This is a genomic window from Amycolatopsis vastitatis (genome assembly GCF_002234595.1).
GTDB classification, from domain to species: domain Bacteria; phylum Actinomycetota; class Actinomycetes; order Mycobacteriales; family Pseudonocardiaceae; genus Amycolatopsis; species Amycolatopsis vastitatis.
Genome location: NZ_NMUL01000005.1, coordinates 155,146 through 180,486 on the forward strand (window position 1 = coordinate 155,146; position 25,341 = coordinate 180,486).

25 protein-coding genes and 1 pseudogene are annotated in these 25,341 nt (G+C 70.3%); 9 read left to right on the top strand and 17 right to left on the bottom strand.

What is annotated here, in order from left to right; all coding sequences use genetic code 11:
- Both pstA and pstB read left to right on the top strand, forming a co-directional pair.
- Positions 1 to 921 carry a phosphate ABC transporter permease PstA gene (gene pstA / locus CF165_RS04315; protein WP_093946092.1) on the top strand — a complete coding sequence of 307 codons (921 nt, stop codon included), beginning with the start codon at positions 1 to 3 and terminating at the stop codon, positions 919 to 921.
- 10 nt (positions 922 to 931) lie between these two features.
- Positions 932 to 1,708 (top strand): phosphate ABC transporter ATP-binding protein PstB, encoded by a 777-nt coding sequence (gene pstB, locus CF165_RS04320; RefSeq protein WP_093946093.1) that lies wholly within the window; start codon positions 932 to 934, stop codon positions 1,706 to 1,708.
- Between the two features lie 175 nt (positions 1,709 to 1,883).
- Here the strand turns inward: pstB and phoU are convergent, their stop codons facing one another.
- The 13 genes and pseudogenes from phoU to CF165_RS04385 all read right to left on the bottom strand — a co-directional run bounded on the left by phoU (position 1,884) and on the right by CF165_RS04385 (position 13,298).
- Positions 1,884 to 2,549, bottom strand: coding sequence for a phosphate signaling complex protein PhoU (phoU, locus tag CF165_RS04325; RefSeq protein WP_093946094.1), 666 nt, complete (start codon positions 2,547 to 2,549; stop codon positions 1,884 to 1,886).
- Between the two features lie 83 nt (positions 2,550 to 2,632).
- Positions 2,633 to 4,072 (bottom strand): LCP family protein, encoded by a 1,440-nt coding sequence (locus CF165_RS04330; protein WP_093946095.1) that lies wholly within the window; start codon positions 4,070 to 4,072, stop codon positions 2,633 to 2,635.
- Between the two features lie 807 nt (positions 4,073 to 4,879).
- Positions 4,880 to 5,584 carry a GGDEF domain-containing protein gene (locus CF165_RS04340; RefSeq protein ID WP_093946402.1) on the bottom strand — a complete coding sequence of 235 codons (705 nt, stop codon included), beginning with the start codon at positions 5,582 to 5,584 and terminating at the stop codon, positions 4,880 to 4,882.
- Positions 5,585 to 5,683: 99 nt separating this feature from the next.
- Positions 5,684 to 6,268: an isopentenyl-diphosphate Delta-isomerase gene (gene idi / locus CF165_RS04345; protein ID WP_093946097.1), complete on the bottom strand. Its 585-nt coding sequence runs from the start codon at positions 6,266 to 6,268 to the stop codon at positions 5,684 to 5,686.
- A gap of 86 nt (positions 6,269 to 6,354) precedes the next feature.
- A complete protein-coding gene (locus CF165_RS04350) occupies positions 6,355 to 7,188 on the bottom strand; it encodes an alpha/beta fold hydrolase (RefSeq protein WP_093946098.1) in 834 nt (277 codons plus the stop codon).
- A gap of 29 nt (positions 7,189 to 7,217) precedes the next feature.
- Positions 7,218 to 7,556 (bottom strand): leucine-rich repeat domain-containing protein, encoded by a 339-nt coding sequence (locus CF165_RS51060; RefSeq protein WP_158226732.1) that lies wholly within the window; start codon positions 7,554 to 7,556, stop codon positions 7,218 to 7,220.
- 58 nt (positions 7,557 to 7,614) lie between these two features.
- A pseudogene (locus tag CF165_RS54040) lies at positions 7,615 to 8,079 on the bottom strand (NACHT N-terminal Helical domain 1-containing protein); the annotation flags it as partial.
- A gap of 10 nt (positions 8,080 to 8,089) precedes the next feature.
- Positions 8,090 to 8,617 (bottom strand): cysteine hydrolase family protein, encoded by a 528-nt coding sequence (locus tag CF165_RS04360; RefSeq protein ID WP_093946099.1) that lies wholly within the window; start codon positions 8,615 to 8,617, stop codon positions 8,090 to 8,092.
- On the bottom strand, positions 8,614 to 10,047 hold the full coding sequence (locus tag CF165_RS04365) for a purine-cytosine permease family protein (RefSeq protein WP_093946100.1): 1,434 nt from the start codon (positions 10,045 to 10,047) through the stop codon (positions 8,614 to 8,616). Before CF165_RS04365 ends, CF165_RS04360 begins: the two co-directional genes overlap by 4 nt.
- The gene (locus CF165_RS04370) at positions 10,044 to 10,919 is read right to left on the bottom strand and encodes a PfkB family carbohydrate kinase (protein WP_093946101.1); all 876 of its coding nucleotides are present in this window, start codon (positions 10,917 to 10,919) and stop codon (positions 10,044 to 10,046) included. The genes CF165_RS04365 and CF165_RS04370 overlap by 4 nt, the downstream gene beginning before the upstream one ends.
- Entirely contained in the window at positions 10,916 to 11,911 is a 996-nt protein-coding gene (locus CF165_RS04375; RefSeq protein ID WP_093946102.1) for an ADP-ribosylglycohydrolase family protein, read from the bottom strand. The genes CF165_RS04370 and CF165_RS04375 overlap by 4 nt, the downstream gene beginning before the upstream one ends.
- Positions 11,908 to 12,600: a GntR family transcriptional regulator gene (locus tag CF165_RS04380; RefSeq protein WP_167441353.1), complete on the bottom strand. Its 693-nt coding sequence runs from the start codon at positions 12,598 to 12,600 to the stop codon at positions 11,908 to 11,910. Before CF165_RS04380 ends, CF165_RS04375 begins: the two co-directional genes overlap by 4 nt.
- Before the next feature lie 32 nt (positions 12,601 to 12,632).
- Positions 12,633 to 13,298 (bottom strand): VC0807 family protein, encoded by a 666-nt coding sequence (locus CF165_RS04385; RefSeq protein ID WP_093946104.1) that lies wholly within the window; start codon positions 13,296 to 13,298, stop codon positions 12,633 to 12,635.
- A 113-nt stretch (positions 13,299 to 13,411) separates the two neighbouring features.
- Here CF165_RS04385 and CF165_RS04390 point away from each other — a divergent pair, with 113 nt between their 5' ends.
- Positions 13,412 to 13,786 carry a hypothetical protein gene (locus tag CF165_RS04390; RefSeq protein ID WP_093946105.1) on the top strand — a complete coding sequence of 125 codons (375 nt, stop codon included), beginning with the start codon at positions 13,412 to 13,414 and terminating at the stop codon, positions 13,784 to 13,786.
- Here the strand turns inward: CF165_RS04390 and CF165_RS04395 are convergent.
- Together CF165_RS04395 and dusB are read right to left on the bottom strand one after the other, a co-directional pair.
- Entirely contained in the window at positions 13,743 to 14,717 is a 975-nt protein-coding gene (locus CF165_RS04395) for a hypothetical protein (RefSeq protein WP_093946106.1), read from the bottom strand. The two genes, CF165_RS04390 and CF165_RS04395, sit on opposite strands and share 44 nt — an antisense overlap.
- 303 nt (positions 14,718 to 15,020) lie before the next feature.
- On the bottom strand, positions 15,021 to 16,160 hold the full coding sequence (gene dusB / locus CF165_RS04400; protein ID WP_093946107.1) for a tRNA dihydrouridine synthase DusB: 1,140 nt from the start codon (positions 16,158 to 16,160) through the stop codon (positions 15,021 to 15,023).
- A gap of 56 nt (positions 16,161 to 16,216) precedes the next feature.
- Between dusB and CF165_RS04405 the strand changes: the two genes are divergently transcribed.
- From CF165_RS04405 to CF165_RS04420, 4 genes are all read left to right on the top strand, one after another.
- Entirely contained in the window at positions 16,217 to 17,182 is a 966-nt protein-coding gene (locus tag CF165_RS04405; RefSeq protein ID WP_093946108.1) for a Gfo/Idh/MocA family protein, read from the top strand.
- Between the two features lie 45 nt (positions 17,183 to 17,227).
- On the top strand, positions 17,228 to 19,063 hold the full coding sequence (locus CF165_RS04410) for a DUF2339 domain-containing protein (protein ID WP_093946109.1): 1,836 nt from the start codon (positions 17,228 to 17,230) through the stop codon (positions 19,061 to 19,063).
- Between the two features lie 68 nt (positions 19,064 to 19,131).
- Positions 19,132 to 19,524 carry a TIGR03667 family PPOX class F420-dependent oxidoreductase gene (locus CF165_RS04415; RefSeq protein WP_093946110.1) on the top strand — a complete coding sequence of 131 codons (393 nt, stop codon included), beginning with the start codon at positions 19,132 to 19,134 and terminating at the stop codon, positions 19,522 to 19,524.
- A gap of 102 nt (positions 19,525 to 19,626) precedes the next feature.
- Entirely contained in the window at positions 19,627 to 20,115 is a 489-nt protein-coding gene (locus CF165_RS04420; RefSeq protein ID WP_167441354.1) for a DUF6328 family protein, read from the top strand.
- Here the strand turns inward: CF165_RS04420 and CF165_RS04425 are convergent.
- Positions 20,091 to 20,483: a VOC family protein gene (locus tag CF165_RS04425; protein WP_093946112.1), complete on the bottom strand. Its 393-nt coding sequence runs from the start codon at positions 20,481 to 20,483 to the stop codon at positions 20,091 to 20,093. The genes CF165_RS04420 and CF165_RS04425 overlap by 25 nt on opposite strands.
- A 79-nt stretch (positions 20,484 to 20,562) precedes the next feature.
- Between CF165_RS04425 and CF165_RS04430 the strand changes: the two genes are divergently transcribed.
- A complete protein-coding gene (locus CF165_RS04430) occupies positions 20,563 to 22,380 on the top strand; it encodes a laminin G domain-containing metallophosphoesterase family protein (protein WP_093946113.1) in 1,818 nt (605 codons plus the stop codon).
- 100 nt (positions 22,381 to 22,480) lie between these two features.
- Positions 22,481 to 24,748, top strand: coding sequence for an RNA polymerase recycling motor ATPase HelR (helR, locus tag CF165_RS04435; RefSeq protein WP_093946114.1), 2,268 nt, complete (start codon positions 22,481 to 22,483; stop codon positions 24,746 to 24,748).
- A gap of 51 nt (positions 24,749 to 24,799) precedes the next feature.
- On the opposite strand, the gene CF165_RS04440 is transcribed toward helR, so the two are convergent.
- Complete coding sequence (locus CF165_RS04440) at positions 24,800 to 25,276, bottom strand: Lrp/AsnC family transcriptional regulator (RefSeq protein WP_093946115.1); 477 nt, start codon at positions 25,274 to 25,276, stop codon at positions 24,800 to 24,802.
- Positions 25,277 to 25,341: the final 65 nt, after the last annotated feature.

The following is a 25,341-nucleotide window of genomic DNA, read 5'->3' on the forward strand; positions in this document are numbered from 1 at the left end:
ATGTCCGTCACCTCGCTCGAAGCGCCCGCGTCGACTCCGGCGTTCCAGCAGGTCAGCCCGGCCCGCAAGATCAAGAACGGGCTCGCGACCACGCTGGTCTGGCTCTCGTTCCTGATCGCCGTCGTCCCGCTGGTGTGGGTGCTCTACACGGTGGTCGTCAACGGCATCAAGCGCATCCCGTACAGCAACTGGTGGACCGAGGACTTCGGGGACGTGCTGTCCGACGAGGTCGGCGGCGGCGTGCTGCACGCCATCATCGGCAGCCTGCTGCAGGGCCTCGTCTGCGCGATCATCGCCGTGCCGATCGGCATGCTCGTCGCGATCTACCTCGTCGAGTACGGCCGCAACGGCCGGCTCGCCAAGGCCACGACGTTCATGGTGGACATCCTTTCCGGTGTTCCGTCCATCGTGGCCGCGCTGTTCATCTACGCGCTGTGGATCACCACGCTCGGCATGCCGCGCAGCGGTTTCGCCGTGTCGCTTTCCCTGGTGCTGCTGATGATCCCGGTGGTCGTCCGCTCGTCGGAGGAGATGCTGCGGATCGTCCCGGACGACCTGCGCGAGGCGTCGTACGCGCTGGGCGTGCCGAAGTGGAAGACGATCATGAAGATCGTGCTCCCGACAGCGCTGTCCGGCATCGTCGGCGGCGTCATGATGGCGCTGGCCCGCGTGATGGGCGAAACCGCGCCGCTGCTGGTGCTCGTCGGCTATTCGGCCTACACGAACTGGGACATCTTCCACGGCGAGCAGGCCGCGCTGCCCCTGCTGATGAACAACGAGCGCGTCAGCAACCCGATGGACCCCGGCTCGGTCGGCTTCGACCGGATCTGGGGCGCGGCCCTGACCCTGGTGCTCATCATCGCGCTGATCAACCTCCTCGCCACCGTGTTCGCGCGCCTCGTCGCCCCGAAGAAGAAGTGAGCTGTTCCTGATGGCCAAACGACTCGATGTCAAGGACGTCGACATCTACTACGGCAAGTTCCACGCCGTGGACGGTGTCACCCTGTCGGTGCCGCCGCGCAACGTCACCGCGTTCATCGGCCCGTCGGGCTGTGGCAAGTCGACGGTGCTGCGCACGCTCAACCGCATGCACGAAGTCATCCCCGGCGCCCGCGTGGACGGCCAGGTGCTGCTCGACGGCGAGGACATCTACGCGTCGGCGGTCGACCCGGTGCAGGTGCGCCGCACGATCGGCATGGTGTTCCAGCGCCCCAACCCGTTCCCGACGATGTCCATCAAGGACAACGTCGTCGCCGGGCTGAAGCTGGGTGGCACCAAGGGAAAGAAGGCCCTCGACGACATCGCCGAGCGCGCCCTGCGCGGCGCGAACCTCTGGAACGAGGTCAAGGACCGCCTCAACAAGCCGGGCGGCGGCCTCTCGGGCGGCCAGCAGCAGCGGCTGTGCATCGCCCGCGCGATCGCGGTCCAGCCGGACGTGCTGCTGATGGACGAGCCGTGCTCGGCCCTGGACCCGATTTCGACGCTGGCGATCGAGGACCTGATCGGTGAGCTGAAGAAGGACTACACGATCGTCATCGTCACGCACAACATGCAGCAGGCGGCGCGGGTTTCCGACCAGACGGCGTTCTTCAACCTCGCCGGCGTCGGCCAGCCGGGCCGGCTGGTGGAACTGAACGACACGGAGAAGATCTTCTCCAACCCGAACGAAAAAGCCACGGAAGACTACATTTCCGGTCGCTTCGGCTGAGTCCGAAAAGGACAGTCGCGCCGGTTCTCATGCGCCCCAATGTGGCGTTCGGTGCGTCCAACGCACCCAATGTGGCGTTCGGTGCGTTGGACGCAACCAACGCCACATTGGGGCGCTTCGGGCGCATGAGAAAGCCCCTGACCGAGTGGCCAGGGGCCCTTTTCGTCGGTGCGGCTCAGAGGTCTTCGTCGGAGCCGTAGCCCGGCATCTTGCCGGTGACCACGAAGATCATCCGCTTCGCGACCGACACCGCGTGGTCGGAGTAGCGCTCGTAGAAGCGGCCCAGCAACGTCACGTCGACCGCCGCGGCCACGCCGTGCGGCCAGTCGCGGTCCATGATGACCGTGAACAGGTGGCGGTGGATGTCGTCCACCTGGTCGTCTTCGGACTCGATCGTCTTCGCCGCTTCGACGTCCTTGGAGTGGATGACCTGCTCGGTCTGGCGGGCCAGCTTGACCGCGACCTCGCCCATCTCGGCGAAGTACGGCCGGACTGAGTCGGGCAGCACCGGCTCCGGGTGACGGCGCCGCGCGGCCTTCGCCACGTGCAGGGCCAGGTCGCCCATCCGCTCCAGGCTTTCCGCGGCGTGGATCGCCGCCAGCACGGTACGCAGATCGGTCGCCACCGGGGCCTGGAGGGCGAGCAGCGCGTACGCCTGCTCCTCGCACTGGGCACGGGCGTCGTCGACCTTGGCGTCGTCGCTGATCACCTGCTCGGCGAGACTGAGGTCGACCTCCAGCAGTGCCCGTGTGGCGCGCTCCATGGCGTCGGCGACCTGGACGGACATCGCGGCCAGGTGGTCGGCGAGCTGTTCGAGTTCGACATGGTAAGCCTCACGCATGGCCCAACCCTACGGCCAACCGTGACCGAATACCGCATCGCCGGGTGAACCGCACGTGAACCCGGTCTAACGATCCTCGCGGATCAGCCCGTGCTGCCGCTCTTCCGGGTGGTGGTCGACTTCGAGCTTCCGCTGCTCTTCGACTTCGGCGTGCTGGTCGGCGGGGCCTGCTCGCTGCGCGGGACCGGCGCGTTCGGGTCGGGCAGCGCGGTGTTGTTGCGCAGCGCGTCGAAGAGGGACTTCGTCTTGCTGAGGACGAGGACCTCGTTGCCGCGGCTGTTGGCCATGCCGGTCGTCGGCACGGTGAGGAAGGTGATCTTCGTCGGGTCCAGGCCTTTCATCGACTGCGCCAGCGTCATCATCTGCTTGACGCCGAGGTTGTCGCCGAAGGTGGCCTTCGCGAACGCCGTGATGAAGTCGCTGAGCTTGCCGGGGTCGAGCACGACGTCCGACGACATGACCTTCTTCAGCAGCGCGCCGATGAACTCCTGCTGCCGCTTGATGCGGCCGTAGTCCGACGTGGGGTCACCCTTGACGTGCCGGGCGCGGACGAAGTTCAGCGCCTGGTCGCCCGAGATCGTCACGTCGCCGGTCTGCAGCAGCACCTTGCCGAGGATGCCGTCGTCGATCGGGATCTCGTTGTGGATGGTGACGCCGTGCACCGCGTCGACCATCTCCTTGAAGCCGTTGAAGTCGATGCCGACGAAGTGGTTGATCCGCAGGCCGGTGATCTGCTGGATCACCTTGGTCACGCACGCCGGCCCGCCGACCGCGTACGCGGTGTTGAGCTTGGCGATCTTCTGCGCGGGGACCTTCTCCTCGGTCGTCTTGTTCTGGACCGGGTCCCAGCGCTGGCACTCGGGCCGGTTGATCTCGAGGTCGCGCGGGAACGACGTGACGACGACCCGCTTCCGGTCGGCCGGGACGTGCGCCACCATCACGGTGTCCGAGCGCGCCCCCGGGGTGCTGTCGGCGGTGCCGACGCCTTCCTCGTCGGAGGCGCCGTCGCGGGTGTCGGAGCCGACCATCAGGAAGTTCTCGTCGTTGGCCTGCGCGGCGGCGTCCTGGATGTCGGCCGAGTTCTCGTCCAGCGCGGAGACCTGCGTGAACTTGGCGTCGAAGTACGTCTGGGCGCCCCACGCGCCGCCGATGCCGAGGAACACGAGACCGGCGACGACGGCCGCGGCGATCCGGCCGAACCGGGCCGAGCGCTCGATCTTCCGCCGCTTCTTCTCCAGCAGCCGGGCCTGCTCGGCCTTCTCGGCGGCGTCGGCCTCTTCTTCCGCTGACGGCGTCGGAGTGACGACGCGCTGAAGCGCCGTACGCGTGCTTTCGAGCAGTGAAGCCGGCGAGAGGCGCTCACGGCGTTCGCGTCGCTTCGCCTCCTCGGCTTCCATCTCGTCGTGCGCGGCCGAGAACCGAGCGAGCGTGTGGTCGATCTTGCGACGGTACTGCGTCGCCTCGTCGATCGCTTCCATCTCGTCGGTCATGGTCAGCGGGTCGAGTTCGGCGCGCGGCGGCACGCCGGCGGCCAGGGGCCGGGCCGGTGCGTCGGGTGCCGGGGCGGCCCCCTCGGGGACGGCTGCCGGTCTCCGGGCTGCCGGGCCGGCGGGACGGCGAGGCGTGACGCCCTCGGCGGCCTGGGGCGCGGCAGCTTCGGCGGCCGGGCGGCGGGGCCGACGCGGCGGCTGGGGTGCGGCCGACGTCTGCTGGCCCGTGTTCGCGGCCGGGCGGCGCTGGAGCGGGGCCTCGGGCAGCGGGGCGGCGGCGGTCGTGCGGCGCGGCTGACGCGGTCGCGGCGGGCGCGATTGACGTGTGGCGTCCGTGGGTACTGGGTCTTCGGCGGGAGCCTGCGCGGGCCGCGCCGCACGCGGCGGTCGTGCGGCCCGGGCGGGAGCCGCCGGAGCGGGTGGTTCGGCGGCGCGGCCGCGCTGTCCCGGCTGGTCGGAGCGGTCTTGCTGCTCGCGGACCGGCAGGGGGCGGACGCCGGTGGTCTTCGCGACGACGTCGGAGACGCTGATCCCGCCCTGGTCTTCCATCGACCGGCGCCTGCCGGCCCGGGGCCGCGCCGGTCCGTCGAGGCGGCGACCGGTTCCCGGGCTGTCGTGCTCGTCCGGCACTCGGTCTCCTTTCGAACACAGGTCTTCATGGCCGTCTTCCCCCGCGGGAAGTGATCGTTCCCCGGGAGGTTTTCGTTATCGTACGGATACCCCCCGTTCGTGACGACACCCTCCCGGAATTTTCTTCACCTTGAGTCGACGAACGGCCGGTGTGCGTCGACAAACGGGTGATGCACCTGCTCGTCAAAGCGGAGTAATGCGGTGTTTGCGTTACTCAGAGTGGGTCATTAACTGCGTCGTTTGCGCGTCGTGATAGGCCACTTTGTTCCGGCCCGCACGTTTGGCCGCATAAAGCAAGGTGTCCGCGCTGCGCAGCTGCCGCTCCGGTGATGTGGGCGTAGTCCCGGATCCCGGTGCGTGGTGCGCCAGTCCGGCGCTGATGGTCACCCGCAGCCCCGGCTGGAGTTCTGACCAGGGATGACGGGCGACGCGGAGGCGGGCGTCGTCGACGATGCGGACGGCGTGTCCCGCGTCGACCCCGGGCAGCCACAGCACGAACTCCTCGCCGCCGTAGCGGGCGCAGAAGCCGTCCGGCGGCAGGTTCTCCTGGAGCAGATCGGCGACCCGGCGGAGCACGCGGTCGCCGACGAGGTGACCGTACGTGTCATTGACGCTCTTGAAGCGGTCGAGGTCGACGAGCGCGATGCCCAGCGGCGAACGGGCCGCTTGCCGGTCGGTGAACGGTCCGTACAGCCGCTCGTCGAGGTAACGGCGGTTGTAGCTCGACGTCAGCGCGTCGCGCAGGCTGCCGTCGCGGGCGATGTCCAGCGCGGACCGCAGGTGCTGGTAGGCGCGGCGCCAGTCGCCCTGGGTCGCGAAGAGACCGGCGATGGCCTCGTGCAGGCGGAGCAGGTCCGGCTGCTGGGGCGGCGGGCTGCCGGGCCAGGGCATCGCGCCTTCGCTCTCGGCAACCACGCCCACCTCCACCACGCATTGGTTGTCGTCGCGGCGGAGGCCGCGCTTGAGGCGTCGGTGCGGACGAAGGTGAATTTCGCTCAAACGGGAGCCGATCGATTACTCTTCGGAGTCTCGGGTTCCGAGTCCGGAGAACGGCTCAATGCCCTTGAGCTGGGAGAACTGATCCTTTGCCCAGTAACTCACATCAGCCGTCGGATCGTTCAGTAGCTCGGTGTAGTCGGTCCAAGCGACCCATCGCCAGTCTCCGACTTCCGCTGGGTTCGGCGACGGCTCGGCGTCGGCCCACGCGGCGAACACCGGGCAGAACTCGTTCTCGACGATCCCCTGGAACGGCGGCGTCCGGTAGCGGTAGGCCGGCAGCACGCAGCGCAGCCCGGACAGCGCGGGCAGCCCGAGCTCGTACGCCGCGCGCCGGACGACGGCGTCCTCGAGGGGCTCGCCGGGGGCGGGGTGGCCGCAGACGCTGTTGGTCCAGACACCCGGCCAGACCTTCTTGTGGAGGGCGCGCTGGGTGATCAGCAGAGCGTTGTCGTCGCGGCGCAGCACGTAACACGAGAAGGCCAGGTGCAACCGGGTGTGTTCGTGGTGGCTGGCCAGTTTCGGGCCGGTCTCGCCGGTGGGCACGCCGTCCTCGGTGACGAAGACGATCTGCTCGGTCTCGGGTTCGGTCGCGGTGTCCACCCGCCCAGTGAACACGACGGCCCGCGGTGGGCCGTACCGCAAGGCGGGTGGGTTACGGTCCGTCCGCCCGGCGGGGTGACGCGCCGTCACCGCGCGTTGAGGTGCTCGACGAGCAGCGTGGTGACGGCCTCCGGAGCCTCTTCGGGAACCCAGTGCGTGACGTCTTCGAGCATTTCGAAGCGGTAGGGCCCGGTGACCTGGTTGGCGGTGTCGAGCGCGGCGGTGGAGCCGAACGAGACGTCTTCGGTGCTCCAGATGTACAGCGTCGGCACGGAGATCTTGCCGATCTTCCCGCCCGGCCGGCCCGCGCGGTACCAGTTGAGCGCGGCGGTGAGCGCGCCCGGCTCGGCCAGCCGCCGCACGTAGTCGTCGACCTTGGACGGCGACACGCGCCGCTCGAACATGTCGCGCAGCGCACGGGCGTCGTTCTCCAGCATCCGCCGCTCGGTGACGCGGGTCTGCCGCCACTCCGTCATGTAGCGGGTCCGCAGGTACTGGTCCTCGTCGGTCTTCATGGCGTCGGCGAGCGCGGCGGGGTGCGGCGTCGACACGACGGTGAGGCTGCGCAGCCGCTCCGGGTGCGCGTCGGCGGTCCACCACGCGACGGCGCCACCCCAGTCGTGCCCGACGAGGTCGAACTTCGGCCAGCCCAGTGCTTCCGTGATGGTGACGACGTCCCCGACGAGGTGATCGATCGAGTAGTCGCCCGCCTGCTCGGGCCGCACGCCCGGCGAGTACCCCCGCTGGTCCGGCGCGACGGCCCGGAACCCGAGCACCCCGAGGGTGGCGACCTGGTGCTCCCACTCGATGGCGGCTTCGGGGAAGCCGTGCAGCAGCAGCACGGGCCGTCCGTCCTCGGGCCCGGCCGCGATGGCGTCGAAGGAACCGGCCTCGGTGGGGATGCTGATGTGGTCGATCACGGTCCGAACTTATCGCTTGCTGCTGCGTCTCAGTCGAAGAGCGTGGGGTGAATGGTCACTTGCACCTTGAGGTCGGGCCGGTCGGCGAGAGGACTCAGATCGATGTCTCTGGTGCTGGACAAGTGCAGCTCCCGGAGTTCGCCGAGACCGGCCACGGGCCGAAGGTCCGGAATGGGAGTGCCCGAGAGGTCCAGCACCCGGAGTCCGGTCAGGGAGGAAAGCGAGCTCAGATCCACGTCGGGGCATTCGGCGAAGCCGAGCCGGGTCAGGCTGCCGGCCCAGCGGAGCAGGGCCCGGATGTCCCGGAGGTGCGGGCAGCGCCGGAAATCGAGCTGGTGCGGCTGGTCCAAATAGGACAGCGTCTGCAAGTCTTCGAGGCCGGGAACGTAGGATCTTGACGAGCGCGCCCGGCTGGAAGCGCGGCAGGGTGCTCGTCACCTGCACCAGGTACGCGCAGCATTCCCGCAGCACCCGCTGGTCCAGCTCGGTCGCGTCGGCCGAGAGGAGCCTGGTGACGCCGGGGACGGTCCGGAGCAGGTAGCGGTAGAGGTACGCGGCATCGAGGTCGGCGGCGAACAGGTCGTCATCGGTCAACGCGGCCCGTTCGAACGTCTCGTGCACCGCGTCCACCGCGGCCGCGCGCTCGTTCTCCGGCAACGCGCGAAACTCGACGTCGAGGAAGGGCAGCAGCCGATCGGCGACCCGGGATTCGAGGTTGGTGAACAGCAGCCGGAGCTTGCGGCGGTCGTTGAGCCCGGTGACCTGCTTCTCCAGCAGGTCGAGCGCTTTGGCCGAAGCGTCCGCGGCGATCGGGCGATCCCCGAGCCAGATCTTGGCGGCGGCCTTCACCACCGCCGTGGTCAACGCGATCGCCGAGGCTTCGAGGCTCACCGAGCCAAGGCTAGCCCAGCACCTCGGCGGTCGTGGCCACCTTCACCAGCGGGCCGTACAGCCGCATGATGTCGAGGGCCTTCGCGTGGCTCGTGTCGTCGGCACCCGCGCACGCGTCGGCCACCACTGTGACGTCGACGCCCGCGTCCGCCGCGGCCAGCGCCGTCGAAAGGACGCAGCAGTCCGTCGACACGCCCGCCAGGACCAGGCTCGCGCCGCCCACCCGGGTCGCCATGCGCGCGTGCCACTTGCCGAACGTTGTCGCGTCCACAGTGGACGATGGCTGGAAACTGTCGACCACTTGGTACAGCGGTGCGTGCGGCGGCTGCAGGGCGAACGGCCACCGCGCGTAGTACTGCTTCCACGCCCCTTCCGGCTGCCGGGGCGCGACGAACCGGGTGAACACGACGTCGTCGCCGAACGCCGTCACCAGGCTTTGGATCCGCGGCACGATTTCGGCGAAGCGCGGGGTGAACCACGGGCTCGCCGGGTCCGCGAAGACGTTCTGCAGGTCGATGACCGCCAGGATCGCCTTCACGCCGCCTCCTGCGCGCGGACGCGCGGCCGGGTCAGCAGCGTGACGGCGAAGCCGAGCACCAGCGCCAGCAGGACGCCGAGGTTCGCGAACGCCCACGAGCCGTCCCGGCCGCCGAGGCCGAACGGCTCGAGGAGGTAGCCCTGCCACTTCAGCCAGTCCGCCGACGTGTTCGTCACCAGGCCCCAGCCGAGCGCGGTGGCCACCAGCACCAGCGCGATCGGCCCGACCCGGACGTCGCCGTACCGGCCGGCCGGGTCGAACAGCTCCTGCTCGGCGTAGTCGCGGTGCCGCAGCAGGACGTCCGCGAGCATCACGCCGCACCACGCCGCGACGGGCACGCCCAGCGTCACCAGGAAACCCTGGAACTGGCCGAGGAACTCGCCGCCGAAGAACACGATGTAGACCGTGCCGAGCACCATGATCACGCCGTCGACGAGCGCCGCCACCGGCCGCGGCACGCGCAGCCCGGCCGAGAGCAGCGCCAGCCCGGACGAATAGATGTCCAGGACCGCGCCGCCGACCAGGCCGAGCACCGCGACGATCGCGAACGGCACCAGGAACCACAGCGGCAGCAACGTCGTCAGCGCGCCGATCGGGTCCGCCGCGATCGCCTTGTTCAGGTCCGGCGAGGACCCGGCCAGCAGCAGCCCGAAGACCAGCAGCACCAGCGGTGCCACCGACGCGCCGAACGCCGTCCAGCCGACCACGCCGCGGCTCGACGACGACCGCGGCAGGTAGCGCGAGTAGTCCGCGGCCGCGTTGACCCAGCCGAGACCGAAGCCGGTCATCAGGAACACCAGCGAGCCGACCCATTGCTGCGGCGAGCCGGACGGCAGCGCCCGGACCGCGTCCCAGTGCACGTCGCCGGCCACGAGGACGACGTAGACGACCGTGAGCACGCCGGTGATCCAGGTGATCCACGTCTGCAGCCGCATGATCGCGTCGAAGCCGAGCACCCCGGCGGCGACGGTCAGCGCGGCCACGACGACCAGCGCGACCACCTTCGTCGGTGTCCCGCCGCCCCAGCCGAGGCGTTCGAACACCGTCGCCGTGGCCAGCGTCGCCAACGCCGTCAGCACGGTTTCCCAGCCCACCGTGAGCAGCCACGAGATCGCCGACGGCAGCCGGTTGCCGCGGACGCCGAAGGCTGCGCGCGAGAGCAGCATCGTCGGTGCCGACCCGCGTTTGCCCGCGATGGCGATGAACCCGCACAGCAGGAACGAGAAGAGGATGCCGACGACGCCGGCGATCAGCGCCTGCCAGAACGAGATGCCGAAGCCCAGGGTGAACGAGCCGTAGCTCAGCCCGAGCACCGAGACGTTCGCGCCGAACCAGGGCCAGAACAGCTGGCGTGGCGTCCCGCGGCGCTCGGCGTCGTCGATGACGTCGAGGCCGTTGGTCTCCACCTCGAGCTTGCGAGAACCGGTCATCGCGTGGCCTCCAGCAGGTGGTCGATCTCCTCGCGGCCGGGCGCGGTCGCGGGGCCGTGGCGGGTCACCGACAGCGCGGCCGCCGCGTTGGCGCGCACGGCGGCGTCGAGGAGGCTACTGCCGCGCAGCAGCTCCGCGGCCAGTACACCGCAGTGCGTGTCGCCGGCGCCGGTGGTGTCCACGACCTCGACCGGGAACCCGGGGACGTCGGTGATCCGGCCGTGTTCGTGGACGCGACAGCCCTTCGCGCCTTCGCGGACGACGGCGACGGGCGGCAGCTCGCCCAGCACCTCGGCTTCGCGGGCGTTGCAGCTCAGTATGTCTATTGTGGACAGCAAGTCACGAAGGTCTCCAGGGTTGATGTCGGTGATGAGCGGGCCGGGATCGAAAAGGATCTTCGATCCGGGCAGCCGGGGCAGCCACTCGATGAGGGCCGCGCGATTGATCTCGTGCAACCAACTGTATCCGCTCACGTACACGACGTCGTCATTCTTTGGGGTGACTCGGTCGAGCAGTTCGGCGTGCAGCCGTCCGCCGGCGCCCGTGCCCGTGGCAAAGGTGCGTTCACCGCTCGCGTCGACGAGAACGACGACGATCCCGGTGTCCACTTCGGACAGTGGTTCGTGCGCCACGGCCACGCCTTCGGCCGCGAGGGCGGCGCGGGTTAGGTCGCCGAAGGGGCCGGTGCCGTGGCTTCCCGCGTAAAGCACGTCGGCACCGGACCGCGCGGCGGCGGCCATCACGTTGAAACCGCCGCCAGGCAACAGATTCGTCGACGAAGCGAGGACGTCACCGCCGCGGGGCGGCAGGGCCGGGACCGCCATGACGAGGTCGACGACGACCTGTCCGGTGTGCACCAGCCGCCCGGTCATCGACGGCGCAGCTTCAGGAGTTCGTCGACGAGCGGCCCGAATTCGAGCCGGTTGACGGCGAGCACGGTCTCGACGACGTCGGGGCGGAAGGCGCCGATGCCGTGCGCGGCACCGAGCATCGCGCCGCAGATCGCGGCGACGGTGTCGGTGTCGCCGCCCAGCCCGGCGGCCAGGCGCAGCGCCGCGGGCGGGTCGTCGCCCATGGCTTCGGCCAGCGCGAAGGCGGCCACGACGGACTCCTGCGACGCGACCGACGTGCCGATCACCCGCGCGACCGCGTCGGCGACGGCGGCCGGGGCCATGCCGCGCACCCAGCCCCGTGCCCACCGGATCCGGGCGGCGATCTCGCCGCCGGGCGCCCAGTGCCCGCGTTCCCCGCCGACGACGGCCGCGCGCTCGCCCGCGTCGAGGGCTTCGGCCAGGCTCGCGCCGTCCACGCCGGCCGAAACGGCGGCGGCGACCGCGGCGGCCGACGCGATGCCGAGGCTGGTGTTGTGCGTGACCCGCGCGGTCGTGACGACGGCGTCGACCAGCGTGTGCAGGTCTTCGGAAGGTGTGGCGATGCCGACCGGCGTGACCCGCATGGCCGCGCCGTTGGTCGTCCCGGTGCGGCCGGCTTCGTCCGCCGGGACGCCGTCCTGCAGCCGGGAAAGCGCCCGCTTGGTGGACGGGCCGAGCAGGTCCGCGGAGCCGCGGCGGACCATGTCCGCCTCCCAGATCAGCAGGGCGTCGGCGAAGACGTGCGGGTCGACGGTGCCGCGGCCGTCGATGAGCAGGCGGGCCAGCAGGACGGCCTGCTCGGTGTCGTCGGTGACCGACCCGGCGGGCATCGACGGCGCGACCGGCTGCTCGGCGACGGCGGTGAGCAGGCCGGTCACCGGGCCGTAGGTCGCGGCGATGGCGGCGCGGGACATCGACTGTGTTGGCATGCCGAGCGCGTCACCGACGGCCAGCCCGGTGAACGCGCCGAGCGCCCGGTCCCGCGCGCTCATCGGTGTCCGAAGGTGAGGTGGAACTGGAAGCGGTCCGGGTCGAGCAGGCTGACGACGCGCTCGACGAGCCGGCCTTCGACGTCGACGGAGGTGCGTTCGGCCCGGAGGAAGAGTTCGCCGATGGCGCGGCCCAGCAGTTCGGCCGCGCAGCCATCGAGGCGTTCGGTGCTGATCCACTGGTCGCCGCCGACGGAGATCCGCCCGGCGGCTTCGAGGGTCTTGGTGAGGGAACCGTCCCGCAGGCCCGTTTCGGGGAGGGCGGCGAGCGGTCCGACGGCGGGCACGGTGGCGGTTTCCAGCGAGATCCCGCGGGTGTGCTCCCGCCGCACCCGCCGGATCGCGACGTAGGTCTTCTCGCCGAACTCCTCGTCGAGGGCGGCGTCTTCGACGGTCTCGATGCCGAGGAGTTCGGTGGTGACGGGCGCACCGGCGTCGGCGAGGGCCCGGGCCCAGCCGATCCGCTGGTCGAGCTGGACCCCGTCGAAGGTGACGAACGAACCGACGCCCGCCTGGGTGGAGATGAGCTCGAGCTGCTGCAGCTCGGACAACGCGCTGCGCACGGTGCCGCGGCTGACCTGGTACCGCAGGGCGAGCTGGTTCTCGCCGGGGAGCCGTTCGCCGTGGGCGAGCTGCCCGGAGCGGATCAGGTCGGTGAGGTCCCCGACCAGCTGCTGCCGCTTGCTGAACATGTACACACCTGTACAGGTCCGGCCGCGGGTGGTCAAGCGGCCACCAGCTCCTGGGCTTCGGCCTCCGCCTCGTGGGCGATCATCTTCCCGGCCTTCTCGGCGACCTTGCCGGAGATGACCATGATGACCGCGAAGGCGGCCGCGAAGATGGTGGTGCTCAGCCAGACCATGGTCGCGACGGGCAGCGTGAACGCGCCGACGATGCGAACCGAGCTTTCCAGCGCGAAGCCGATGCCCCAGATCACGCTGCAGCGCCGCAGGACGGCGTCGAACCGCGCGGTGCCGCTCAGGCGTTCCCATGCGGCTTCCCGTTCCGCATTGCCCCGAGTGAGGAAGGGGCGCATGGTCTTGGTCATGATCGGGGCCGCGGTGAACGCGGAGACGAGGATGACCAGGCCGGTGATGCCGCTGCCGAGCGAGTCCTTGGCGATCATCATCCGGGCGTCGCCGGAGACGAAGGTCAACAGCATGCCGACGACGTTCGTGACCAGGACGACGATGGCGAGGCCGTTGAGCGTGCGGTCCTTGGCGAACTGGTAGAGCGTCCGGACCAGCGGGAAGACGCCGGCGGCGGCGAGCGCGGTGAAGTCGCTCGCGCCGAACGAGTGGAGTGCGTAGTAGACGCCGGTGGGAACGGCGATCTCGATCGCGAGGGTCTTGACCAGGGAGCTGGCGGGCTGGTTCGTCTTCGTCGTCATGAGAAGAGCTTGTCGCGAAGGCGGGCCCGGGAAGGATGCTGTCCGCCACGACTTCGGGCTGACAGATGTCACGGTGCGCCTCACGTTTCGAGAGGCTGCGTCGTCGGGTCCGCATGGCAACCTTCTTGCGCGTCACGATCGCGCTGCAGACCCTGGCCGTCTTCCTCGCACCGGTCACGGCCGGCCTGCTGCTGACCGTTCCGAGCGGGCACGCTCTCCACAGCGCCTCGGCGTACACGGTGTTCGTCGTGGCGATGGTGCACGTCGTCGCCGCGGTGCTGGCGTGGCGGCCGGGTGGCGGCTCGGCCCGTCCGATCCTCCACGCGGCCGTGTTCCTGGGGCTCGTACTGGCGCAGGTCGCGCTGGGGATCGCGCACGTGAAGACCGTGCACGTCCCACTGGGTGTGCTGCTGTTCGGGATCAGCCTGCTGCGGCTCGCGCAGGTCAGGAATCCGACCAGCGCAGTCCGTAGGTCAGGCCTTGCCTGAGCGTTTCGAACTCGGCCGTCACCTCGCCGATCCGATCGATCGTCACGGGGACGTCTTCGGAATTGATCTCTTCGGCCGCTCGCGGAGGTATGCCGTGGACCGCCCACACCTGGCGGGGCAGCCGGTCCCGGGCGAACTTCACGCGGGCGCTGAAGTGGCTCGTTTTCCGCAGCGGGGTCAGGAAGTAGTACGAGTGCATCAGTTCGGGAGACAGGACCGTGTACTGGATGCAGTACTCGTAGCGCTCGCCGATGTGGAGAGTTTTGGCGAGCTGGACGGTCAAGATCATGTGGCTCGGAGAGGCCTGCCGGTGTTCGAGGATTCTTCCGCCGTACACGAAATCGGCGCGGACGTGGTCCTTCTGGCTCGGCGTCCGCCGCGGCGCCGTCGCGGGAAGCTGGATTTCGTTCAGTCCGTTCACCGACGACACTATCCGGCGGATTTCGGTCAGCACGGGAAACTCGAGGTCGAGCCGGAATATGCCGCGTACTGATTCGGTGTGCCACTGCTCGGCGGAGTAATCGTCCGAAGGGGACCGTTTCTTTTCGATCAGTTCTTCGGCCATCCGCCGGAAGGCCAGGTCGACGCGCCTGCGTGCGGTTCGCGGATCCCGGCCGAGCGCCTCCGCGAGCCACTTCAAGCGCTGGTCGAGGAACTCGCCCGAAGTGCTCTCCTCCATGCCGAAGGCGGTCAGCGCCGCCAGCTGCAGGTCGTCGGGCAGCATCGTCGCCAGGCTCGTGATCGCCTGGATCAGTTTCTCCCTGATCTGGCGTTCCGTGTCGGTCGCCTGGATCGCACAGGATTCCCGGAGGATCCGGCCGGTGCGCTGCTCGATGTCCGTGGCGAAGATCCCGCGACCCCGACGAAGCTCGCTCAGTTCACGAACTGTTTCGTCGATTTCGCTGTCGGCCTCGGAAGGTGCGGGGCTCATGATTTATTTCCGGAAGTATTCGCGCATGAGCGGGACACGATCTTTCGGTTCACTCCCGCGAAGAACGATCAACAGGCCCACGAGCCGGGCGATCATGCGGAGGGCGACGAGCACCGTGCAGGCCGCAAGGGCATATGTCCCGACCGCACCCATGAGGTGCCCCTTCTCCGAGGTCTCTGCGACCCGTCACGGAATGCGTCGATCATGCCGTTGATCGACGACAAAACTAGTGGGTCTCCATGACATCATGGTGTCCACCTTGTGTCACCTTGTCAATACTCGGACACTCGATGTCAGGTCGCCTCAGCCGCCGGAGTGCATGTCCTCGGCTTCGGGGACGCAGTCGTCGTCCGGGTCGTCGAGCCAGCCGTGCGGGAGCGTGACCTTGCCCGGGGAGCCCTGCCGTCCGCGCGGCCCCGTGGCGGCTTCGGGGAAGGGGGCGTCGTGATCGAGCTGGGCGATCAGGTCGTCCAGCTGCTGCATCGAGGACAGCATCGCGAAGCCGCGGCGGAGTTCGGAGCCGACCGGGAAGCCCATCAGGTACCAGGCCATGTGCTTGCGGATGTCGCGCATGGCCTTGTCGTGGCCGTCGTGCTCGACGAGCAGCTCCGTGTGGCGACGCAGTACCCGAGCGACTTCGCCGAGGTTGGGCGGGGTCGGCAGGGGACGGCCGGCGAAGGCGGCTTCCAGCTCGCCGAACAGCCAGGGCCGGCCGAGGCAGCCGCGGCCGACGACGACGCCGTCGCAGCCCGTCTCCGCCACCATGCGCAGCGCGTCGTCCGCGCTGAAGATGTCGCCGTTGCCGAGGACCGGGATGCTGGTCACCGCTTCCTTCAACGCGGCGATCTTGGTCCAGTCGGCCTGGCCGGAGTAGCGCTGGGCGGCGGTGCGCGCGTGCAGGCTGACGGCGGCGGCGCCCTCGGCCTCGGCGATGCGGCCGGCGTCGAGGAAGGTGCGGTGGTCGTCGTCGATGCCGATGCGGAACTTCACCGTGAACGGCACGTCGCCCGCGGCCTTGGCGGACTCGCGGACGATGGCTTCGAACAGCTTCCGCTTGAACGGCAGCGCCGCCCCGCCGCCCTTGCGCGTCACCTTCGCGACCGGGCAGCCGAAGTTGGAGTCGACGTGGTCGGCGAGCCCTTCGCCGACGATGATCCGCACGGCTTCGGCCATGGTCTTCGGGTCCACCCCGTAAAGCTGCATCGACCTGGGCTTTTCGTTCGCGCCGAAGGTCATCATGTGCATGGTCCCGGGGTGCCGTTCGACGACGGCGCGGGCGGTGATCATCTCGCACACGTAGATGCCGGCGCCGTACTCGGCGCACAGCTGCCGGAAGGCGACGTTGGTGATGCCGGCCATCGGGGCGAGCACCACTGGGGGATCGACCTGGTAGGGGCCGATCTTCAGGGCGGGCTTGCTCAAGGTGGCGGTCACGTCCTCCATTGTCGCCTGTGGTGTCGATCACGCCGATCGGGGTGCGGCGCGCCTAGGGTTCCGGCATGACCGACAAGCCCCTGCGCTGGGGAATCATGGGCACCGGCCTCATCGCCGGTGCCTTCGCGGAAGACCTGAAGCTCACCGATTCCGGCGTCGTCACCGCCGTCGGGTCACGCGCTGCCGAAAGCGCCGAACGGTTCGCGGACCAGCACCGCGTTCCCACGCGTCACGGCAGCTACGAAGCCCTGGCGAACGATCCGGACGTCGACATCGTCTACGTCGCCACACCGCATCCCCTGCACCACGGCAACGCGCGGCTCGCGCTCGAGGCCGGCAAGCCCGTGCTGGTCGAGAAGCCGTTCACGATGAACGCCGAGGAGGCGCGTGACCTCGTCGACCTGGCGCGCGGCAAGAACCTCTTCCTCATGGAAGCCATGTGGACGCGGTTCCTGCCGCACATCCGGCACGTCCGGGAACTGCTGCCGAGCCTCGGCCGGATGGTCACCGTCGCCGCCGATCACGGGCAGTGGTTCGCCGAGGATGCCGCCTTCCGGCTCTTCGCTCCTGAGCTGGGTGGTGGCGCCCTGCTCGACCTGGGGATCTATCCGGTGTCTTTCGCGTCGATGGTGCTCGGCACACCCGACCGCGTCGCCGCCATGGCGACGCCCGCCTTCACCGGTGTCGACGCGCAGATGTCGATGCTGTTCGGCTACCCGGGTGGCGCGCAGGCCGTGCTGACCTGCACGTTGAGCGCGCTTTCGCCGACCACGGCGTCGATCGTCGGCACGGACGGGCGCATCGAGATCGACGGGCCGTTCTACGCTCCCGCGTCCTTCACGTTCGTTCCGCGCGAAGGCGAGCCGAGCCGTCACGAATACCGGGATGAAGGCCGTGGCCTGCGGCACCAGGCCGACGAGGTGGCGCGGCTGCTGGCCGCTGGGGAGACCGAAAGCTCGCTCATGCCGCTCGGCGAGACCGTCTCGATCATGACGACCATGGACGAGGTGCTGGCCGCGACCAGGACGTGACCCGGGTTTGAGTAGTGCTACGGATCCGCAGGTGGACGCCGGTGCATGACCCTGTCCGCTATGACCACCGAAGCAGAGGTGCTCCTCCGGCTCGCCGGCGAGATCGACGACCTGGGGCGTCGTCTCGCCCTGGTGGGTTCCGAACTGCGGACCGTCCGGGTGGGGCAGGCCGAACCGCCCAAGCCTGCTGAACAGCCGGAGCAAGCACCTCAACCTCAACCGCAACCGCAGCCTCGGCCGATGCGGCCCGAGTCGATCCCCTTCCCGCAGTACCAGTGGCAGCCGCCGCCCCCGCAGTACGCTCCGCCGCCCCAGCCGCAGTACTTCCCGCCGCCCTCCCTGCCCGTTCCGCGGGAGACGCTGGGCGCGAAGCTCGGCAAGGAGGGCGCGGGCAGCCGCGTGCTCGCCTGGGTGGGCGGTGCCGTGACGCTGCTCGGTGTCGTCCTGCTGCTCGTGCTGGCGGTCCAGCGGGGCTGGCTGGGGCCGCTTCCCCGGGTTCTCGTCGGGGCCGGCTTCGGCCTGGCGCTGACCGGCACCGGCCTGTGGCTGCACCGCAAGCCCGCCGGCCGCACCGGGGCCTTCGCGCTGGCCGCCACCGGCATCGCGACGCTCTACCTCGACGTCGTCGCCGCGACCACGCTGTACGAGTTCCTGCCGGTGCTCGCCGGGCTCGCTGCCGGGCTGGCCGTCGCCGCCGCCGGACTGCTCGTGGCCGTGCGCTGGGAGTCGTCGCTGCTGGCCTCCGCCGTCGTCGTCGGCTGCGTCGTGTGCGCGCCGATGATCGTCCGCGGGTTCACCCCCGAACTGGTCACCTTCCTGCTGATGGTCCAGCTCGCGACGACGCCGGTGCAGCTGCGCCGCGACTGGCCGTCGCTGACGCTCGCCGCCGGCGTCCCGCCGCTGTTCGCGTCCGTGATCAGCACGGCGGTGCTGGGCGGGGGCGGCAGCTGGGCCAACACCGCCGCGGCCGCGGGTGCCGGGGTCGCCGGCGTCACGCTCGCCCTGATCGTGCTGCGCCGCCGCGAGAACGACCCCGCCGCGCTCTCGCTGCTCGCGACGGCGGTCGTCCCGACGCTGGTCGCCGCGCTGCTGCTGCCGAAGGCCCAGTCGGTGCCGATCACGGCCGGGGCCGGGGTCGTCCTGCTCGCCGTCTGGGCGGCGCGGCGCTGGTGGCCGGGGCTCGCCGGGCACCTGGCCGGGCCGGCCGGGGCGCTGGCGATCCTGCAGGCGACGGTCACGCAGTTCGACGGCCCGGCCCGCGCCGGGGTGCTGCTCGGCGAGGCGCTGCTGCTGGTCGTGGCCGCGGTGGCCGGCCGCAACCGGGTCGCCTTGGCCGCCGCGCTCGGGTTCGCGTCCGTCGGCGGGCTGATCGGCGTGTTCTTCGACGTCACGCCCGCACTCCTGGTCGTCCCGCGGGCCCGGCCGGTCGCCGAGCTGGCCGGCGCGCTCGCGGTCGCCGCGCTCATCCTCGCCGTGTCGGTCGCGCTGCCGTGGGCGGCGGCTCGTCTCGAGGTCTTCCGGGGGCCGGCCCACGACCTGCCGGTGTGGCTCCTCGCCGGCGTTTCGGCGCTGTACGGCGCGGCCGGGGTGGTGCTGTGCGGGTCGCTGCTGGCGGTGCCGGACCGGGCGGGGTTCCTCCTCGGCCACGCGCTGATCACCGTCTCCTGGACGATCGCCGCCCTCGTGCTGCTGCTGCGCGGGATCGACGTCGCCGGGCTGCGGGTGACCGGGCTGGTCCTGGTCGGCGCCGCGGTCCTCAAGCTGGTGCTGTTCGACCTGTCGGCCCTCGATGGCCTGGCCAGGGTCGGCGCGTTCCTCGGCGCCGGGCTGGTGCTGCTGGCGGCCGGGACGCGGTACGCCCGGCGGGTGGCGTCGCGCTGACGCGGGAAGAAAATGTCGGTGCCCCGTGGTTGTCTGGGTCACACACCGACGACCAAGGGGGTACCGACATGGCAGAACCGAACCTCGCCGGCCGGGCGGCCGAACCGATCGCCTGGCTGACAACAGTCACGCCGAAGGGGCGGCCCGCGCCGCGGCCCGTGTGGTTCGTCCTCGACGGCGACGACATCGTGCTGTTCAGCCGGCCCGGCACCGCGAAGCTCCGGCACATCGAAGCGAATCCCGAGGTGAGCTTCCACCTCAACAGCGACGAGCACGGCGGCTCGATCCTCGTCGTCACCGGGAAGGCGCACGTCGAGGCGGGGAAGGCCTCGGACGCGCCCGGGTACCTCGGCAAGTACGGCTCCAGCTACGCGGCGATCGGCTTCGAGACCCCAGAGGCGTTCGACGCCGCGTACTCCGTCCGCATCCGCGTGGTGCCCGAGCGCTCCTGGGGGTTCTGACGGAAGAGGTCTAGTCCATTTCGGACAGTGGCGGGCCGGGCCGTGGGAAAGTCACGGATTTCCCGGCCGGTGGACCGTCCCGCGTCCGGTTATTGTGCATTCGTGCCCGAACACACCGGCGAAACCCGCAACGAGCAGCTCACCCGCAACGTCGGCGAGCTGCTGCAAGAGCTGCGTGTCGCCCAGGCCGGGGTGCAGATCCTCTTCGGCTTCCTGCTGTCCGTCGTGTTCACCGACCGGTTCCACGACGCCAGCGGGTTCGAGAAGTCGCTGCACCTGTCCGCGGTGGCCCTCGCGGTGGCGGCCACGGCCCTGCTGACCGCGCCCGCGGCGTGGCACCGGCTGCTGTTCCGCACGGGCAGCCGGGAGCGGATCCTGACCGTCGGCAACCGGCTCGTGCTGGTCGGGCTGGTCTGCCTGGCGCTGGCGATCACGTCGACCGTCGCGCTGATCGCCAAGGTGGTCTACGGCGGGATCGCCATGTTCGTCATGGGCGTGCTGTGCGTGCTGCTCTTCGGCGTCCTCTGGTTCGTCATGCCGATGCGGCTGCACCCGGACGACGGCACTCAGCCGACGGGGCCGCCCAAGTAGAGCGTGTCCTCCTGGACGAAGCACAGCGGGTTGCCGAACGGGTCGTCGGCGTAAAAGGAGCGTTCGCCCCAGAACTGGGTCTCGATGGCGTCGTCGAGCCAGCGCGGCTGGGCGGCACGCACCCGCTCGAACGTCTCCTCGACGTCCTCGACCGCGAGGTAGACGATCCGCGGGTCCTTCCGCGGCCGCGGCTCACGGTGTTCGAGCGGGGCTTCGACGCAGGCGAGCACCACGCCGCCGCAGGTGAAGTAGTGCCGGTTGACGGATATCCGCTCGCCGGGGTCGCCGAAGACGGCCGCGTAGAACGCGACGGCGACCTCGATGTCGTCGACGGGCTGGATCAGCCGGAACACCCGTGGGCCGCTCATGCGGGCACAGTACCGCTGTTCATCCTGTGTTCGGCAGCAGTTGCCGGGGTGGTCGGAAGACGCCCGTAGCTTCCGGCCCGTGACTGACACTTCTCGCCGGACCTTCCTCCTCGGCGCCCCGGCCGTCGCCGTCGCGGCGACCCTGCCGAACGTCCTCGGCGCGCCGGCCGCCGAAGCCACCGGCCGGCACCGCCCGGACGCCGAGGACCCGCGCTTCACGCTCGTGGTCATGCCGGACACGCAGTACCTGTTCGACGAGGACCGCGGTGACGCGGCCCCGTTGGACGCCTCGCTGCGGTACGTCCTCGAAGAGGCGGACGACAACGTTGTCTTCCTCGCTCACCTCGGTGATCTCACCCAGAACGGCCGGGCGGACGAGTTCGCCCGCGTCAGCCGCTCGTTCCAGGCGCTCGACCGCTGTCGCTTCCCCTACAGCACCCTCGCCGGCAACCACGACATCGACGGTTCGAAGGACGACCAGCGCGGTCCTTCGCCGTACCTCGACGCCTTCGGCCCGCAGCGCCAGCGCAACTCGCCGACGTTCCGGGGCGCCACGAAGGACGGCTACAACAGCTACCACGTCTTCCGCGGCGGCGGCCGCGAGTGGCTGCTGCTCGCCCTCGACTGGCGGCCCTCGGCGGGCGGCCTGAACTGGGCGAAACAGGTCCTCGCGCAGCACCCGACGCTGCCCGCGATCCTCACCATCCACGAGCTGGTCTGGGCCGACGACGACGCCCAGGCGCAGTTCTCGACGTTCGGCGAACACGTCTGGAAGGACCTCGTCGAGGGCAACGACCAGATCTTCCTGACGCTCAACGGCCACTACTGGCCGACCGGGCGCACCGTCCGGAAGAACGCCGCCGGCCACGACGTGCACGTCCACATCACCAACTACCAGGACCGCTACTACGGCGGCAGCGCGATGATCCGGCTCTACCAGTTCGACCTGGCGCGCGGGGTGATCGACGTCCGGACGTTCTCGCCGTGGCTCGCCGCGCAGGACCACCTGACCGAAATGCAGCAGGTCGAGGTCGAGCGCTCCGGCAAGGCCGACTACTTCAGCCTGGAGATCGACTTCGCCGAGCGCTTCGGCGGCTTCGCGCCGGCGCCGGTCCCGCCGGCACGGCCGGCGAAGCAGCTCCTGGTGCCGGGCACGGTCGCCTACTGGCGCTTCGAAGGCGGGCAGGACGGCAAGCCGGTGCCGGACGACGTCGTCGTGCGCGACCAGACCGGGCGCGGCAACGACCTCACCCGCGTCACCGCGCCCGGCAGCGGGCCGGACGCGCTGAAGTACGCGAGCGCGTTTTCGCCGCGGCAGCCGTCGCGGGCGAGCCTGCGGTTCGACGGTGGCCGCGACCCCAGCCGCGGCGCGTACCTGCGCACCGTCGAAGCGGCGCCGATGAACCGCCTGAAGTTCGAGCGCGGGTACACCGTCGAAGCGTTCTTCTGGCTGCCCGCGAACTTCAAGGACGGCCACCACGGCTGGTGCGGGCTGTTCGCCCGGCAGGGCAGCGGCGCGGCCGCGGGCAAGACGGGGGACGACCCGAAGGAATCGGCCGCCACACTGTCCCTTTCGGACGGTGGCGAGCTGCAGTGGGCGGTGTACCCGCTGAACCAGGACCGGACGTCGACGAACTGGGGCCACGAGCTGCCGGTCGAGAAGTGGTGGCACGTCGCCGTGGTCAACGACGGCAGGCGCACGACGGTGTACGTGGACGGCTGCCCGGTGGTCCGGAACCCGGCCACGCCGGCGGTCGGGCTGGCCGACCCGGGTGGGCCGTGGCTGGTCGGTGCCTCGTCCTACGACGGGAAGGTCGACCGCAGTTTCGCGGGGCTGCTGGGTGACGTGCGGGTGGTCGACCGGCCGCTGAACCCGCGCGAATTCATGCTGGGCTGAGGCCCTTGACAGCGGGTGGACAATAAAAAATCGGCGTGTCCTCCGAGATGACAGGAGAACTCGCCGAACCTGATAGGAGTCTAACCGCTGTGAGGGGAACTTGTCAAATCAGGGGTACGACGAGGAATTGCGGGAAGAACGGGCCTACGTCGCCGCGCTGTACGAGCGGCTCGACCGCGAGCGCGCGGTGGCGCAGGCCCGTTACCACGGCGCGCTCGGGCAAACCGCGCTGACACCGGGGGAACGGGAGACCGACGTCCGGTGCCGGTCGCGGGAGGCGGCCCGGCTGGACTTCGCCGACAACGGGCTTTGTTTCGGCCGGTTGGACGCCCTTTCGGGCGAAACCAGCTACATCGGCCGGATCGGGCTCTTCGACGCGGAAAACGACTACGAACCGTTCCTGCTGGATTGGCGGGCGCCGGCGGCGCGGCCGTTCTACGTCGCCACCGCGGCGACGCCGGAAAACATGCGCCGCCGCCGTCAGTTCCACACCATGGGCCGCCGGGTCCTCGATTTCACCGATGAGGTTTTGGGCCGTCCGGGCGACGCCGGGCGTGGCGACGCGGCGCTGCTCGCGGCCGTCAACGCGCCGCGCGGCGAGGGCATGCGGGACATCGTCGCGACGATCCAGGCCGAGCAGGACGAGATCATCCGCCTCGGCCACTCGGGGGTACTGGTGGTCGAGGGCGGGCCCGGTACCGGCAAGACCGCCGTCGCGCTGCACCGGGTGGCGTACCTGCTCTACACCCACCGCGAGCGGATGTCGCGGACCGGCGTGCTCGTCGTCGGGCCGAGCCCGCTGTTCCTCGACCACATCGGCCGCGTGCTGCCTTCGCTCGGCGAGTCGGACGTCGTCTTCCTGACCACCGGCGACCTCGTGCCGGGGCTGTCCGTCACCGCCGAAGATCCGCCGGAAGTGGCGCGGCTCAAGGGCTCGCTGAAGATCCTCGACGTGCTGGACGCGGCGGTCGCCGACCGCCAGCGGGTGCCCGGCGAACCCGTGCCGGTCGAGCTGGGGGACGTCACCGTGGAACTCGACGCCGGCCTGGCGGACGAGGCACGGCGCGAGGCGCGCCGGTCGGGACTGCCGCACAACGAGGCGCGCCCGATCTTCCGCAAGCACGTCCTGGCGCTCGTCGCGGAGCGAGCCGTCGCGAAGATCGGCGAGGGCTGGCTGACCCGCGAGGACCGCGGGGCGTGGGCCGACCTCCGCGCCGACGTCCTCGACGAGCTGCGGGAGCACGAAGAGCTCGATGCCACGCTCGACGCGCTGTGGCCGGAGCTGACGCCGGAGACGTTGCTGGGGCCGCTGTACATGTCGCCGCGCCGCCTCGAAGCCGCCGGTGCCGACCCGGCGCTGTTCCGCGCGGACGGCTCCGCCTGGACGGTGTCGGACGTGCCGCTGCTCGACGAGCTGGCCGGCCTGCTCGGCCGGGACGACTCCGCCGAACGGGTAGCCGCCCGGCGGCGGGCGGAAGAGGAGGCCGAGTACGCCGCCGGCGTCATGGACGTCATGAAGCTGGACCGCGAGGAGCTGGACGAAGACGTCATGCTGGTCGCCGAGAACCTGCTCCACGCCGAAGACCTGGCCGAACGGTTCGTCGAGCGCGACACGCGCGACCTCGCCGAGCGCGCGGCCGCGGACCGCGACTGGACCTACGGGCACGTCGTCGTCGACGAGGCGCAGGAACTGTCCGAAATGGACTGGCGGGCGCTGATGCGGCGGTGCCCGAGCCGCTCCTTCACGATCGTCGGCGACCTCGCCCAGCGCCGGAGTGCCGCCGGCGCGACGGCGTGGGGCCCGGTGCTGGCGCCGTACGTCGGCGACCGCTGGCAGTACCGGGAGCTGACCGTGAACTACCGCACCCCGGCGGAGATCATGACCGTCGCCGGGGCCCTGCTCGCGCAGTTCGCACCGGACGTGCGGCCGCCGGAATCGGTACGCGCGTGCGGCGTCCGGCCGTGGTCCAGACGCGTCGCGGACGGCGAACTGCCCGGCGCCATCGACGACTTCGTCCGCGACGAGGCCGGCCGCGAAGGCACCAGCGTCGTGATCGGCCCGCCGGGCGTGCCGGGCACGGTGACAACCGGGGCTGCGCCCCGGGCCGGGGGCTTCGCCACCCGGAACCCCCGAAACCCATGGATCCCGCCGTCGGCGGCCAAGGGCCTGGAGTTCGACGCCGTCCTCGTCGTCGACCCGGCGCGGATCCTGGCCGGCGGACCGCGTGGCGCGGCCGAGCTGTACGTCGCGCTCACCCGCGCCACGCAGCGCCTCGGGGTGCTGCACCGGGATCCGCTCCCGGCGGCGCTGACGGGGCTCGCCGAAGCCGGGGCCCCCGCGCGGGCCGGGCACCGGCGGCTCCTGTAGTGCCTCGTGAGTGAGAAACAGTGTTCCAACCCTGTTTCTCACTCACGACCGCTACGCCGTGAGCCGGCCCCAGGAGTAGTTCTGCTTGGCCAGCTTCAGGTACACGAACAGCTCGGTCCCGGACACGCCCGGGATCTTCCGGACCTCTTCGCCGAGCACCTCGAGCATGTGGTCGTCGTCCCGGCAGACGAGTTCGGCGAGCAGGTCGTACCGCCCGGCGCAGAGCACCACGTAGTGCACGTTCGGCAGCTCGGACAGCTTGTCCGCGACCTCGCGGGGATCCGCTCCGTCGACGCTGATCCCGACCATGGCCTGCCGCGTCAGGTCGACGTTGGCGGGGTCGGTCACCGCGACGATCTGCATCAGGTCGTCGCGCAGCAGCCGCTGCACGCGCTGGCGGACGGCTCCCTCCGAAAGCCCGACCGCTTTGGCGAGCGCGGTGAACGAAGCTCTGCCATCCTGCTGAAGCAGAGCGATCAACGATCTGTCCGTATTGTCCAGCGCGCGCGCACGTGTTTCGTCACCCATGCCGTCCCTCCCTGTGTTTCGGCATGTGATTTGTCAAGTGCGCAGCGTATCGAGACCTGACCAGA

What these genes read in the sequence shown, in the direction of transcription:
- pstA (WP_093946092.1), top strand. Translation starts at nt 1, where the DNA reads ATGTCCGTCACCTCGCTCGAAGCGCCCGCGTCGACTCCGGCGTTCCAG.
- pstB (WP_093946093.1), top strand. Translation starts at nt 932, where the DNA reads ATGGCCAAACGACTCGATGTCAAGGACGTCGACATCTACTACGGCAAG.
- phoU (WP_093946094.1), bottom strand. Translation starts at nt 2,549, where the DNA reads ATGCGTGAGGCTTACCATGTCGAACTCGAACAGCTCGCCGACCACCTG.
- CF165_RS04365 (WP_093946100.1), bottom strand. Translation starts at nt 10,047, where the DNA reads ATGACCGGTTCTCGCAAGCTCGAGGTGGAGACCAACGGCCTCGACGTC.
- CF165_RS04370 (WP_093946101.1), bottom strand. Translation starts at nt 10,919, where the DNA reads ATGACCGGGCGGCTGGTGCACACCGGACAGGTCGTCGTCGACCTCGTC.
- CF165_RS04375 (WP_093946102.1), bottom strand. Translation starts at nt 11,911, where the DNA reads ATGAGCGCGCGGGACCGGGCGCTCGGCGCGTTCACCGGGCTGGCCGTC.
- CF165_RS04380 (WP_167441353.1), bottom strand. Translation starts at nt 12,600, where the DNA reads ATGTTCAGCAAGCGGCAGCAGCTGGTCGGGGACCTCACCGACCTGATC.
- CF165_RS04385 (WP_093946104.1), bottom strand. Translation starts at nt 13,298, where the DNA reads ATGACGACGAAGACGAACCAGCCCGCCAGCTCCCTGGTCAAGACCCTC.
- CF165_RS04390 (WP_093946105.1), top strand. Translation starts at nt 13,412, where the DNA reads ATGGCAACCTTCTTGCGCGTCACGATCGCGCTGCAGACCCTGGCCGTC.
- CF165_RS04395 (WP_093946106.1), bottom strand. Translation starts at nt 14,717, where the DNA reads ATGAGCCCCGCACCTTCCGAGGCCGACAGCGAAATCGACGAAACAGTT.
- dusB (WP_093946107.1), bottom strand. Translation starts at nt 16,160, where the DNA reads ATGGAGGACGTGACCGCCACCTTGAGCAAGCCCGCCCTGAAGATCGGC.
- CF165_RS04405 (WP_093946108.1), top strand. Translation starts at nt 16,217, where the DNA reads ATGACCGACAAGCCCCTGCGCTGGGGAATCATGGGCACCGGCCTCATC.
- CF165_RS04410 (WP_093946109.1), top strand. Translation starts at nt 17,228, where the DNA reads ATGACCCTGTCCGCTATGACCACCGAAGCAGAGGTGCTCCTCCGGCTC.
- CF165_RS04415 (WP_093946110.1), top strand. Translation starts at nt 19,132, where the DNA reads ATGGCAGAACCGAACCTCGCCGGCCGGGCGGCCGAACCGATCGCCTGG.
- CF165_RS04425 (WP_093946112.1), bottom strand. Translation starts at nt 20,483, where the DNA reads ATGAGCGGCCCACGGGTGTTCCGGCTGATCCAGCCCGTCGACGACATC.
- CF165_RS04440 (WP_093946115.1), bottom strand. Translation starts at nt 25,276, where the DNA reads ATGGGTGACGAAACACGTGCGCGCGCGCTGGACAATACGGACAGATCG.